We start from the raw sequence: 11,901 nt of genomic DNA, 5'->3' as shown, positions 1-11,901 counted from the left end.
GGCTTGTTCGTTTTTTTTTAGGAAGCGAGTATTTTCTCTACAAGTGTCAGCAATTCCATCGGGCTGAACGGCTTGGACATGAAATAGTCCGCCCCTTTGAGTATAGCTTGTTCACGGTCTGCGTCTTGCGCTTTGGCTGTCAGCATCAGCACACGGGTGTTGTTTTGGTCTTTCCTGACTTCTTCGAGCACTTCGATGCCGGTCAAGTAAGGCATCATATAATCAAGGACAATTAGGTCGTAATCGTTTTCCCTGATTTTTTGCAGCGCTTCTTTGCCGTCTTCCGCTTCTTCGATCTTAAAATCGTCTTCGAGCGTATCGGTGATCAGGATGCGCAAAATGTCTTCGTCATCTGCCACTAATATTTTTTTCATAGGTGTGCCTCCTTAAACTAAGATGAAATACCTTTGCGCTTCATGTCGCCCCAATGTGCTTTTTTCTGAAACGCGGCGAAAATCCCTTGGACGCGCCATAGAACCATCAGCGGGCGGTACCAAAAAGCCTCGGTCAGCGCCCAGAAATAGAGGCGCGCGAGATGGGACACTTTCGGGTATTTATGAAGCGTCAATTCTTCCAGCAGAACGGCCAGTGCTGAAATGAGCGAGCCGTAGAATATGGTCACTAAAAAGAGCACGCCTGCCGTATTCGGGTCGACGAGCGAGAAGAAAAAGCCGCCGAAGATGATGAAGTAACCGGTAAACTCGAACACGGCGCCGAGAAGTTCCACAAACAGGAAGTAGGGCATGGAAACCAATCCAATGGCGCCGTATTTCGGATTCAACATCATTTTTTTATGGGCCCAAAGCGTTTCGAATAACCCGCGCTGCCAGCGTATCCGCTGCGACCGAAGAACTTCGAGCGATTCGGGTGCTTCGGTCCAGCAAACGGGATCTGGAATATATTCAATGCGCTGCTTGGACTTTTCTTCCCGCAGCAGGCGGTGCAGCCTGACCACCAATTCCATGTCTTCGCCAACGGTATTTTTATTGTAGCCGCCGGCTTGGATTACGCGTTCTTTGTTGAAAACGCCGAAAGCGCCGGATACAATGAGCAAAATGTTTAAATGGCTTAAAGCGAGCCGGCCGATTAAAAAGGCGCGAAAATACTCGATGATCTGCATCAGGACAATTGGATGCTTTGGCAGGTCGATAACTTCCACTTTGCTGCGCGAAATGGTGGAGCCATTGGCAATCCGCACAGAGCCGCCGGTGACGATGATTTGGCCATCCGACTCGATGATGGGTTTCATCGTTTTCAGTAAGCCGTCATTTTCCAGGATCGAATCGCCGTCAATGGCGCAAAAATAAGGGTAGGAAGATAAATTGACGCCTGCGTTTAGGGCATCCGCTTTTCCGCCATTGGCTTTTTTGATCAAGCGAATATACGGGAATATGGTCGATTGGTAAATGGACACGATTTCGGCTGTTTCGATGTGGGTGCGGACAGCAAAAGGGATCTGTTTCATATTAAACGCTTCAATCATGCGCTCGGATGTTTTGTCTTTCGAACCGTCATCGATGACGATGACTTCTTTTTCAGGATATTCCAGTGCTAACAACGAGCGTACGGTGCTGACCACACCAACTTCTTCATTATAGGCAGGAACCAAGATCGAGACGGGGTATGTATTCTGGTTCCCCAGGAAATCTTCTGTGGATTCTCTTCGATCGAGTTTGTCTTCTCTTTTTACTTTTCGGAATGCCAGCAAAAAAAGGAGCAGATAGCTCAAGCTTGAAAAAAGCATATAAGCAATAATGACGTAAGCTGCTATTTGAAAAAGGGTATGCATTATTTTTCACTTCCTAAGAGGGACGATTTCCACTGGGTTGCCATGTCCCGGGCAAAGCGGTCCGAATGGGTGGCGGATAGATGGGCAAGGAGGATATCTCCATCCGCAAACTGCACCAGCGCTTCGGCAGAGGAATATCTGACCCACCAAACAGAATCGCCAAGCAGCTCGCTAAGCGTTTCTTTAAAGCGGGACAACTGCAGCCTGCCGGCAATTCGGGAAGCAAACATCCGCTCTTGCCAGGAAGATGACTGGAAAAATGGCAGCAATAAGCTGGGATCACTTAGATATTGCAAATGGAAAATGGCTTTTAATGCCTGAATGCGCATCTCGGCGTCATTGTTTTGCAGCTCGCTTTCAATGCGCGGAAGAAACGCTATTAATCCGGTCATGCCCATATAAGAAATGGCTGCGTGCTTCAATGTCTTGTTGTTTGTTTCATTTCGCAAAGCAGCACTGAGCTCTTTTGATCTTGTGTGCTTTTCCAGGCGCTTGAAGATATCCAAGTAAAGGCGGACGGGCGCGTCGGGATATTGCGCCAAGACAGCAAGGGTTTCGGGCTCATTCAAAGAAGCCAAGGTTCGAAGGAGTTGCTGCGTTTCCTGGTCCAATCGAGTGGTTTTGTAAAGTTTTTCTTTCAGCATGGGCGTCATCGACTGCATATGGAAATCTTCTATATAGTACAGTGTATTCATCCGGATCGCCCAGCTTCTCTGCGTCAGCTGTTTGGCGTAGCGCTCTTTCAAGAAATCTTCAGACAGTTTGGCGACAAGCGGGGAAGTGGTGCTCCCTTTTGTCACCGAAACGTAGCCATTCAGCAACCGCTGAAGAACGACTGTCTGGTGAGAGGTGGTGCTGATTTCCTGGAGGAACCGGTCATCGGCAGGATCCATCATATAAGAGCTGAAGGCATCGGTTAAGGCATCGTATTGCTGGTTGATCGTTCGTTCTTTTGCCGATAGCTTTTGTTTGCGCAAAGCTAACACAAGCAAAAGGACGAGCTGGCTTAGGAATAGGAAGACATTCAGTATCCAAAAAGAATAAATAGTCAATTGAACATCCTCATAGTAAGCCGCTGAACGCGTGCCACGATTTCCTGTGCATAAAATGGTTTGAGGATGTAATCGTCTGCACCGCTTTTTAAAGCCAGTACAATGTCGGATTCGCTGTTGCGCGAAGTCAGCATGGAAATGACGATATTTTCATGCGGGTACTTGCTGCGCACTTGGTTCAACACTTCCAGGCCATCCATTTTTGGCATGACGCCGTCGAGTAAAATCATGTAATTGTCGTCCGGTTTATACCACTCGGATTCAACGAAACTGGCGCCGTCCGCATATTCCTCTATATAAATGTCGAAATCGTCCGGCTTCCAGCTGGAAAATTGCCTCGAAACCAATTTACGCACAAGTGAATCGTCGTCGATGATGATGATGTTAAGGTGGCGGCGCAGGTCATCGTTCGCCAGTTCGTAGACGATTGTTTGGTTTCGCCCATTCTTTTTCGCTTTGTACAGAGATTGGTCTGCCATGCTCACCAAGGTATCGTGTTTAAGGCGGTATTCACTGATGCCAGCGGAAAAGGTCACTTGGAACGGCTCGAAGGCGACAATTGAAAAATCGCTTTCAGCAAAAGCAGCACGAATGCGCTCGACTAAAATGACGGCAGCCTGTGCTTTTGTGTCCGGAAGGATCAACGCGAATTCTTCTCCTCCGTACCGGAAGAAATAATCCGATTCCCGTTTCATGTTCAATACGAGCTGGCTGAATGTCTGCAGCACTTTATCCCCAACCGGGTGGCCATAGGTATCGTTGACTTTCTTGAAATGGTCCAGATCCATCAAGACGAGCGTAAAGGTGCTTCGGGTCCGCTCCGCTAAAGTCGTCATGTGCGCCAAGACATTATTGAAATACTTCCGGTTGCCTGCGCCTGTCAGTTCATCGAAAAGCGTCCCTTTTGAAATCGCTTCTTGGTTTTGCAGACGATTGATGACATAAGCTGTAAAAAAAGGCATGTTCATTGGCTTGGCAAGAAAATCGGTTGCCCCGATTTCCATAGTGCGGATCCGGTTTTCGATGCGATCATCGGCACTGATTACAGCAATCGGCAGGTAGCGGCTTTTGGCCGCTTCGGAAATGCGGGAAGCCAGGTCAAATCCATCAACATCAGGCAATTGCAGATCCACAATGACCATCTGCGGCTGTAGGGTATAAACAAACTCCATGCCTTTTTTGCCGGTAAGTGCAATAACGACCGGAATGCCTTTTTCTTCTAGGGATTCTTTTATGGAAGAGGCGAATTCTGCGTCCGCGTCAATGATTAAGACAAACGACTCTTTTACCTTAGGGTCTTGATCGAAGTTCGCTGCTGCTGGCAAGTCGGGCTCTTCCTCGGTGAAAAACGCGGTCAGCGAGGCCATGAAAGAGTTCAACGAAACGACCGGCAGCAAGGTAGTGCTGTCTTCTGCAAAAAACGCCATTTGCGCGCCGCAAAACTGGGACAGCTCCATGAGGCCGATTGTACCGGCCGTGCCTTTCATCGTATGTAAAAACCGGTAAATTTCCCGTTCTTGAACGTGTTGCTGTGCCGTCCATTTGGAAAAATCCTGCTCCATCCGATTGGCAAGCATTGCTTTATAATTTATTGGGGACATCCCAATTCACCTACTTAAAAAAGATTTCACTGTCTCCTATTATACTATATTGGCTCGTGTAATATAATAAAACTCAACCATAATATGTAAAGTTCTGTATAAAAAGAAAATTTTTTATTTCATAAATTTCAGAGAATCTGGCTTTTGTTCGGCTTATTGCTGTAATTCTTTACCGGGTGAAGGAACGTAAATTGCCGAATGGCCAACAAAAAAAGACCTGTTGATGGCATGCATCAACAGGTCTTGCGTGTTTATGGCTGCAGCGTCATCCAGCTGCCGACGTGGTGTATGGCATTTCCTTTGTACGCCGGATTTCCTGCGTAATGGGCAGCGACTTTGGAAAGTTCCTGTTCCATAAAGGCTTCGCCTTCTTCTGCAAAGGTGATGATGCTGCCTTCATTCGTAACATCGGTTTCTACGCCGACAACAATGCTTTTGCCATGGCGTTGAGCCATGGCCATTTCGTTTTTGACAACGTCGATAATCATCGGTGCTGAATCACGGTAAGCCATGATGGTGACGCCAGCCGTATTGGCGATGACCCATTCAGCGAGTAGGCCCGTACCGTACGTGTTTTTGTATTTGATCTCATCAAACCAAAATGGCATATCGGCTTCTAAGGGAAGGGCCAGTTTTGCGGTGCTTGTGTGGGCTCTTTGGACAAGCGATTGAAACGCTTTTACGGTTGCTGCCCGGTTTGTGTTCCAGCCGCTGTATAAATAAGGTTCAACGTCCAAATGGACACCGGCAAAGCGAGCATTTGCCGTAGCCTGGCTTTGGTAATCAGCCAGCCAAGCCATGAGCCGGTCTTGGTTTACATAGCCCTTCGGCGCGACCCATGAAGGGGCTCCGTCGAGCGCGTAAACGCTGATTCCCAACGCTTTCGCTTTGCCGATGAAACTGCCGTAGGCGGCTTTTGGAATGTCCTGGTCGATTTGAACATACACTTTGTTCAGTTGTTTGCTTTCTAGGAAAGCCAATGTGCCGGCTTCGTCACTTACGAACATCCAGGGATTCCATAGCCATGTAGCACGGGAAGCTTCGCTTGCTTCGGCATGGCCCGGGCTAGTAAAGGCCATCAATGTAACGAATGCCATGACAATCACCACCATTTTTTTCAACATTTTCTGTGTTCCTCCATTCTGTCAGCCGAGGCCCACAGAAGGGAAGCCTGGCAGCTTGACTACCGTGCACTGAGTGATCAGTGTGTAGGCTCATAGCTTTGCGTCCTTACCTTTCGATAAGTTTGCCTTTTTCAGATTATTTTTATTTTATTGTACGCCTACTAATGACTTTAGTCCAATGAAAATAGAACTAAAAATAAGGATTTATTTGAAATTCTTTTTTTACAAAAGAAAAGTGGGGAGTGCTGCAGTCTTTTGCAAGAAAATGAGCCTCTGGAAGTTGGCTAAAACCCTGTCAAACAGGTATTATGAAAGCAACTGCTGTGAATTGCAGGGCTGTTGCTGAAGTGCGGCATTTTCGGCTGAAAAATCAGCTTTTAAAACTAATTTTGTGCGGAGGGGGATTCGACATTGCCTTATCAATTGAAAAGAAACTTCAAACTGTTCTCCTTGAATTCAAATCCCGAATTAACGAAGGAAATCGCGGATTTGCTCGGCTGCGAACTTGGCAAAAGCTCCATCACACGTTTCAGTGACGGGGAAGTCCAGATTCACTTGGAAGAAAGTGTACGAGGAGCGGAAGTTTACCTCGTGCAATCGACATCCCAGCCAAGCAATGAGCATGTCATGGAATTGTTGATCATGATCGATGCGTTAAAGCGGGCATCCGCGGAAACGATTAATGTGGTCATCCCTTATTACGGTTATGCACGCCAGGACCGGAAAGCGAGTTCGCGTGAGCCGATCACGGCAAAACTGGTCGCCAATATGCTGGAAACTGCTGGAGCGACCCGTATCATTACGATGGATCTCCATGCTCCGCAGCTCCAGGGCTTTTTCGATATGCCGGTGGACCAGCTATTGGGTGAAACGATTTTAGCGGCGCATTTCCTGGAAAAAGGATTAAAAGATGTTATCGTTGTCGCGCCGGATAACGGTGGATTGGGAAGAGCCCGTAAACTGGCAAGCGATTTGGACGTCCCGATTGGTTTTATCGACAAGCGCCGGATGAATCCGGGCGAGCCCGAAACGGTCAACATCGTCGGGGACATCCAAGGCAAAAACGTCATCATCATCGTCGATATCATCGATACGGCATCCACGATCGCTTTGGCTGCCAACGTTCTCGTTGAAAGAGGCGCGAAAGCCGTCTATGCCTGCTGCACGCATGCCGTTCTTTCAGGCCAGGCGGTTCAACGGATCGAAGAGTCGGCCATCACGGAACTGGTTGTCACCAATACCATCCGTATCCCTGAAGAGAAACGCATTCCGAAACTTACGATTCTTTCCGTGGCGCCTTTATTGGCGGAAGCGATTGAGCATGTCCACAACGAAAAACCGGTAACTCCTTTATTTGAGTAATTCCAGAGAGTTGCCGTTTGTATGATAGAAAATGATCAAAGAAAAAGAACTCGCTTTAAAAATGATATAGCAGACAAAGAAAATGAGCTCACAGAGTTGTGAGCTCATTTCCTTTGTCTTTTATTTAGCATCGTTGCACTTTCTAGGCTATCAACCGCATTTCTTTTACCGGGTATACTCGAAGATGAAAGTGCAAAGTTTCTCTGAAGTATATAAGAGGGCTGAATAGTATCTTTGAAAATGATATATTTATCTGAAAAATCAGATAAATATGATATACTGGAAAGAAAATGGGTTTTCTCTACATAGAAGCTATATGTCTGAGGTAACAAGAAAGAGTGCATGGCGTTTCATTAAAATCCGGGCGGCACGCGATGGAGGTGAAAACTTGTAGATGAACGGAGTAAGACCAGTTATAGAAAGGAGCAGTTAACGTGACTAAACTGCATGGCAACATCCTTTTAGCTGTATTGTTGGTTTTATTGCTGGGGGCATGCGGGCCGGAACAGGAAACCTCCACTGCCGAACCTGCCGAAAAACAAGCGGTTGAGGAAAGCGGAGAGCTTAACATGATCGAACTGCCAAAAGCGCGGAGTGCCGAACCTGGAGAAACAGTGGACTACGGTTTTACGGCAGATAAAAGCAGTGGGGCAATGACCAGTTTTCTAGAACTGGCGCTCAATGATGTCCATAACTTTTGGGCGGAGCTGATGGTTCAGGGAGGCCACGATATGCCGTTTGTCGATTACATTCTGCCGTATGCAGGTGATACGGAGGCAACCAATTGCACTTCTACGGGCTCTACAGGTCCGGACGACGCCTTCTATTGTGCTGAGGAAGATTTAATTGTTTTTGCGAATGAACGGGCTATGAATATATGGGAAAGTGAAGTGGCATCGAACGAGAATCCGGAAGCCGGCGCTGCCGCCGGGAATTTTGCGGTAGCGGCTGCCTTGGCCCATATATACGCGCATTCGCTTCAAGGTGAATGGGGGTGGCTGCCCGCTCAAGCGGATCAGGAAAGGCTCGTACCCGTTGAAAGAACGGAACTCAATGCGGAATGCCTGACAGGAGTGTGGGCACAATCTGCGTATGCCGGTGACATGTTGGAAGCCGGTGCTGTTGAAAGCGCGATGGAAACCTTATCCGGTGCTATACAACATGATTTGTCCGAGGACAAAGATCATGGCATGCCAGCCGAGCGCACGGCCGCTTTCATGACCGGATTCGAAAGCGGAATGGCAAATAGCTGTGATTCGTATCTTCAAAGCGGCGATGCACCGGAACAATGAAGAAAAGATTGAGGTCCTTAATTCTTCTGAGGCAGTTTGAGGTTCCTTTTTTATCATTTTGCAGCTGTCTTTAAAATAATGCATTCTCAAAATCATAATGAAAACCAGAATGCATCAGAAAAGAGGCAGACAAACAAAGAAAATGAGCCCACAGGATTGTGAGCTCATTTTTCTTGGGTGGTTATTTGTTATTTCTGCACTTTCATGTCTACAAATCCGCCATCGACCAGCGCTATCTATTACCTGCGGAATTTTTCTGGTGACATCCTGTCGCTAAGTTCGTCAACGCAGCCCAAGGCATGTCTTCTTGGGAAGGCGCCATGGACTAACAGCCTGCTCGAAGAATGAATTGAAAGGGATGTCTCTTCCGTTTATTGCGGAAGAGACGTTTTTTATTTGCATGAAAAGGGGCTGTTTGCGTTGTTTTCCTCTATATAGAAAGTGACTGCATGGGCGATTCCACCCTGCGGCATGGATAAGAGGAGGGGGAGGGAAAATGGCTCAGGAATACGTAATCCGGAAAGTGGCGCATGAAATTTATGGGGAGGTGTATCAGTTTTTGGCGGTCGATGCGGAGGCCGGGACGCAGGAGGCGGTGGATCCCTATGAATCGGGTTTGCTGCAGCGGGTGGTGCCGTTAGAACCAGCGCCGGAACTGCTGTATATCACGTCAAAACGCGGTGCGGAAGCGGAGGGCTTTTATAAGGGGGAGCATTTTGTCGTCAAGTTGGGGTCGAAGTTCGCGGCCTCGACTTCACCGAAATGCCCGAAGAAATACGTGCGCTTGCGAGAAGAGCTGCTGCTCAGCAAGTTGCTCATTCCGCTGCATGGCCGGCTGCTGGTGATGGAAGACATCGAGTTCGACAGTCCGATGTCGGCGATGGGCGCGGCGATCGGCGGCTGGGTAAGAGGCGCTCATGACTGGAAAAAGCTCAGGAAAAAGTGAAGAGCAAGAAGAGAGAATCGGTTTTTCAGCCGAAACCTGTGGAAAAGCCTGCAATTATTTTCGGACATGAGTTATCCACTTGTGGATAAGGGGGCGAAGTATCCCGTAACGGGAAAGTTATCCCCGGTTCTGGCTGGATCTATCCACATATGCAAGAATCCGTTAGTAAGTAGACCGCAGCTCCATTGTCAGAACAACTGACGATGGGGCTGCGGATTTTTTTATGCGTAAATACGCTGGCGCGTTTAGTCCTCTACGACAACCGCGCCTGCATACATCCTGCCATGCAACTCGGCCAGTTTTTCTGCCATGGCGTAGGGGGATTCCTTAAAATCCTCTTTGACCCAGTGGATGAAAAAGCCAAGGCTGCCGTAAACCATGAAGTAATTGAGGGCCGGGATTGCCACGGTGCTCGCTTCCTCCAGCCGCAATTCGTTGGCGGAGATTTCGACCAGGCTTTCGCAAAAATGGTTTTGCGACCCCGGCAGCGTTTCCCCCCGGATGATAAGAGCAGAGAGAAACTGATTCTCGTAAAGGAATTCAAAAATGGGAAGATGGCGTTCGACATCGGTGGATGAGAAGCGCTCCTTGTTTTCAAAGCTCTTGCGGAAATAAGCCTGCAGCTCCTGCAGGTAATCGCCGGCAATGGCATGGAGCAAGGCGTTCAAATCGGTGAAATGCGCGTAGAACGTCACGCGGTTGCATCCGGCGCGCTGCGTGACTTCTGTGATCGACAGTTCGTGCAGCTCTTTTTCCTGCAGCAGCGCAAGCAATGCCGTCTTCAGTTTTTTCTGTGTGCGTATAATACGGCGGTCTTCGCTAGTTGTCATGTGGGAGCCTCCTGTGGGTCCGAAAAAGAATGGATCTATGAACTTATTATGACATCTCTTCAATTAAGTAGACAAGCATGATATTTATCTGTAAATTTACAGATGTAGTTTATTTGTTCGTGAGAATCTGAGGAGGAATTAACCATGGCACGTTTAGAAGGAAAAATCGCTATCATTACCGGAGCGGCGCAAGGCATGGGAGCCGCACATGCGAAAAAGTTTATCGAAGAAGGCGCAAAGGTCGTTTTGACCGATTTGAATGAAGAAAAAGGCAAGGCGTTTGCGGCGGAGCTTGGCGAAAGAGCCTCGTTCATCAAGCATAACGTTACAAGCGCGGCCGACTGGGAAACTGTCGTGTCACAAGCCGAAAGAGCGTTCGGCCCGGTGGATGTGCTTGTCAACAACGCAGGCATTACGATGGCCAAATCGATTCTGCAAATGACGGAAGAAGAGTACCGCCGAATCGTCGACATCAATCAGGTATCCGTATTCTTGGGCATGAAAGCGGTCATTCCCTCCATGCAGAAAGCTGGCGGCGGATCGATCGTCAACATCTCGTCGATGAACGGGCTTGTGGCTGGCGCAATCGGCTATACCGATACGAAATTCGCAGTGCGGGGCATGACCAAAGCGGCTGCGATGGAATGCGCAAACTACGGCATCCGCGTGAATTCCGTGCACCCGGGCGTTATTGCGACTCCAATGGTGGTACAGGAAGACACGAAAGCGGCAGTGGAGGCGTTTGCGAAACACATCCCGCTGAAACGCGTCGCCCAATCGGAGGAAGTTTCGAACATGGTGCTGTTCCTGGCGTCGGACGAAGCCAGCTACTCGACCGGTTCTGAATTTGTGGTGGACGGCGGCATGACGGCGCAGTAACCGATATGACAAAGGAATTATATAGAACAACCCCGCCGATCAAATCGATCGGCGGGGTTGTTCTGGTATTTGCATAAAAGACGAATGGACTTGAAAAGAGTTGAAGAAATAAACAATCTGAAATTAGGCTGAAAAGAAATTTTTAGTTGTCCAGTATTTCAAGAAACTCAGTCCGGTGGCTCTTCTTAGCGACTCGTAACACGGAATTTTCAGCCGGCCAAACTAAAAAAACGTTCAGCCCTGGATGATTCCAAGCAAGAAAACCGTCAGACATGCCATTCTCATAATAAACCGTAATCTTGTAATCCTCGCGTCTGCTCATGTCGTAATGAACATTGGTTTCACGGTTTGCCCGGTTAAGCATCTTCGTAACTTTCTTGACCGTTGCCTCATCGGTGATGATTTTTGCTTCGCCATATTCATCGGTGCTGCTGTCAAAGGCCTGCACTTTGATGTTTTCGATATTGGAAAACCCATTCGACAGATAGGCATACCCGCCAAGCAATAAAACCGCTATGCCGACCATTGCCAACACCCATTTTTTCATGAACGTATCTCCTTTTTCCTCAAAATTGGCTTTGAAAAGCTTCTTATCAGTAATTGTCCTAGAAGGAAAACAACTGCTGTAAATATGACTGCGCCATCTCTGCCGACTGGCTTAAACCAACCGTCATCAGGGATGAAATACATAGCCAAAATTAATGAAAAGGAGCCGGCAATAACGTTAACCAAGATAATGTAAGCAATTTTAATGCACCTGGAGAAAATTCCTGTTGCCACAATAAACAGCACAGAACCGATAAATAAAAAAGAAGCATCTTCACCCTGGACATGTTGCCCAAATTCGTAAAAATGAAAGAAGAAAGCTGCAGGCAGCAGAGACAGGATCAGCCATAAAATTTTCATAAAAGCCTCCGTTGAATGGAACAGTAATTTAAGTAGGAGTTTAATCGTTCAATAAGTTTTATTAAACTTTAACATAAATATCCAATTAAGGGATGTTTTTGTTTAGTGGATAAATATTTT

Annotated in this window: 12 protein-coding genes and 1 riboswitch; of the genes, 4 read left to right on the top strand and 8 right to left on the bottom strand. The window is 47.6% G+C overall.

Translation table 11 applies throughout. The annotated features are described in order from the left end of the window. Positions 1-17 precede the first annotated feature (17 nt). The 5 genes from AC4EHJ_RS09465 to AC4EHJ_RS09445 all read right to left on the bottom strand — a co-directional run bounded on the left by AC4EHJ_RS09465 (position 18) and on the right by AC4EHJ_RS09445 (position 5,566). Positions 18-374 (bottom strand): response regulator transcription factor, encoded by a 357-nt coding sequence (locus AC4EHJ_RS09465; protein WP_490975310.1) that lies wholly within the window; start codon positions 372-374, stop codon positions 18-20. A gap of 17 nt (positions 375-391) precedes the next feature. Next, entirely contained in the window at positions 392-1,789 is a 1,398-nt protein-coding gene (locus AC4EHJ_RS09460; RefSeq protein ID WP_490975309.1) for a glycosyltransferase family 2 protein, read from the bottom strand. Then, a complete protein-coding gene (locus AC4EHJ_RS09455) occupies positions 1,789-2,841 on the bottom strand; it encodes a HEAT repeat domain-containing protein (protein ID WP_490975308.1) in 1,053 nt (350 codons plus the stop codon). The genes AC4EHJ_RS09460 and AC4EHJ_RS09455 overlap by 1 nt, the downstream gene beginning before the upstream one ends. Next, entirely contained in the window at positions 2,838-4,442 is a 1,605-nt protein-coding gene (locus AC4EHJ_RS09450) for a diguanylate cyclase (RefSeq protein WP_490975307.1), read from the bottom strand. The genes AC4EHJ_RS09455 and AC4EHJ_RS09450 overlap by 4 nt, the downstream gene beginning before the upstream one ends. 251 nt (positions 4,443-4,693) lie before the next feature. Further along, positions 4,694-5,566 (bottom strand): amidase, encoded by an 873-nt coding sequence (locus AC4EHJ_RS09445; RefSeq protein WP_490975306.1) that lies wholly within the window; start codon positions 5,564-5,566, stop codon positions 4,694-4,696. Positions 5,567-5,612: 46 nt separating this feature from the next. Continuing rightward, positions 5,613-5,703, bottom strand: a riboswitch (cyclic di-GMP riboswitch). A 274-nt stretch (positions 5,704-5,977) separates the two neighbouring features. Here AC4EHJ_RS09445 and AC4EHJ_RS09440 point away from each other — a divergent pair. The 3 genes from AC4EHJ_RS09440 (at position 5,978) to AC4EHJ_RS09430 (ending at position 9,166) form a co-directional block, all read left to right on the top strand. Beyond that, complete coding sequence (locus AC4EHJ_RS09440; protein WP_490975305.1) at positions 5,978-6,928, top strand: ribose-phosphate diphosphokinase; 951 nt, start codon at positions 5,978-5,980, stop codon at positions 6,926-6,928. A 434-nt stretch (positions 6,929-7,362) separates the two neighbouring features. Beyond that, positions 7,363-8,220, top strand: a complete 858-nt coding sequence (locus AC4EHJ_RS09435; protein WP_490975304.1) for a neutral zinc metallopeptidase — start codon at positions 7,363-7,365, stop codon at positions 8,218-8,220. A 496-nt stretch (positions 8,221-8,716) separates the two neighbouring features. Beyond that, positions 8,717-9,166 (top strand): DUF4357 domain-containing protein, encoded by a 450-nt coding sequence (locus AC4EHJ_RS09430; protein ID WP_490975303.1) that lies wholly within the window; start codon positions 8,717-8,719, stop codon positions 9,164-9,166. A gap of 245 nt (positions 9,167-9,411) precedes the next feature. On the opposite strand, the gene AC4EHJ_RS09425 is transcribed toward AC4EHJ_RS09430, so the two are convergent. Then, entirely contained in the window at positions 9,412-9,996 is a 585-nt protein-coding gene (locus tag AC4EHJ_RS09425; RefSeq protein ID WP_490975302.1) for a TetR/AcrR family transcriptional regulator, read from the bottom strand. Between the two features lie 144 nt (positions 9,997-10,140). Here AC4EHJ_RS09425 and AC4EHJ_RS09420 point away from each other — a divergent pair, with 144 nt between their 5' ends. Further along, positions 10,141-10,875 carry a glucose 1-dehydrogenase gene (locus tag AC4EHJ_RS09420; protein WP_490975301.1) on the top strand — a complete coding sequence of 245 codons (735 nt, stop codon included), beginning with the start codon at positions 10,141-10,143 and terminating at the stop codon, positions 10,873-10,875. Positions 10,876-11,017: 142 nt separating this feature from the next. Here the strand turns inward: AC4EHJ_RS09420 and AC4EHJ_RS09415 are convergent, their stop codons facing one another. Together AC4EHJ_RS09415 and AC4EHJ_RS09410 are read right to left on the bottom strand one after the other, a co-directional pair. Beyond that, positions 11,018-11,422: a hypothetical protein gene (locus AC4EHJ_RS09415; RefSeq protein WP_490975300.1), complete on the bottom strand. Its 405-nt coding sequence runs from the start codon at positions 11,420-11,422 to the stop codon at positions 11,018-11,020. Next, positions 11,419-11,781 (bottom strand): hypothetical protein, encoded by a 363-nt coding sequence (locus tag AC4EHJ_RS09410; RefSeq protein ID WP_490975299.1) that lies wholly within the window; start codon positions 11,779-11,781, stop codon positions 11,419-11,421. The genes AC4EHJ_RS09415 and AC4EHJ_RS09410 overlap by 4 nt, the downstream gene beginning before the upstream one ends. Positions 11,782-11,901 lie beyond the last annotated feature (120 nt).

This window comes from Planococcus sp. TJ-301, assembly GCF_058268475.1.
The sequence above is the reverse complement of the archived record's forward strand: the minus strand, read 5'-3'. Positions and strand labels throughout refer to the sequence as shown.

Excerpts from the sequence above, each read along its gene's own strand:
- AC4EHJ_RS09450 (WP_490975307.1), bottom strand. The coding sequence starts at position 4,442 with ATGTCCCCAATAAATTATAAAGCAATGCTTGCCAATCGGATGGAGCAG.
- AC4EHJ_RS09410 (WP_490975299.1), bottom strand. The coding sequence starts at position 11,781 with ATGAAAATTTTATGGCTGATCCTGTCTCTGCTGCCTGCAGCTTTCTTC.
- AC4EHJ_RS09425 (WP_490975302.1), bottom strand. The coding sequence starts at position 9,996 with ATGACAACTAGCGAAGACCGCCGTATTATACGCACACAGAAAAAACTG.
- AC4EHJ_RS09430 (WP_490975303.1), top strand. The coding sequence starts at position 8,717 with ATGGCTCAGGAATACGTAATCCGGAAAGTGGCGCATGAAATTTATGGG.
- AC4EHJ_RS09415 (WP_490975300.1), bottom strand. The coding sequence starts at position 11,422 with ATGAAAAAATGGGTGTTGGCAATGGTCGGCATAGCGGTTTTATTGCTT.
- AC4EHJ_RS09445 (WP_490975306.1), bottom strand. The coding sequence starts at position 5,566 with ATGTTGAAAAAAATGGTGGTGATTGTCATGGCATTCGTTACATTGATG.
- AC4EHJ_RS09465 (WP_490975310.1), bottom strand. The coding sequence starts at position 374 with ATGAAAAAAATATTAGTGGCAGATGACGAAGACATTTTGCGCATCCTG.
- AC4EHJ_RS09420 (WP_490975301.1), top strand. The coding sequence starts at position 10,141 with ATGGCACGTTTAGAAGGAAAAATCGCTATCATTACCGGAGCGGCGCAA.
- AC4EHJ_RS09460 (WP_490975309.1), bottom strand. The coding sequence starts at position 1,789 with ATGCATACCCTTTTTCAAATAGCAGCTTACGTCATTATTGCTTATATG.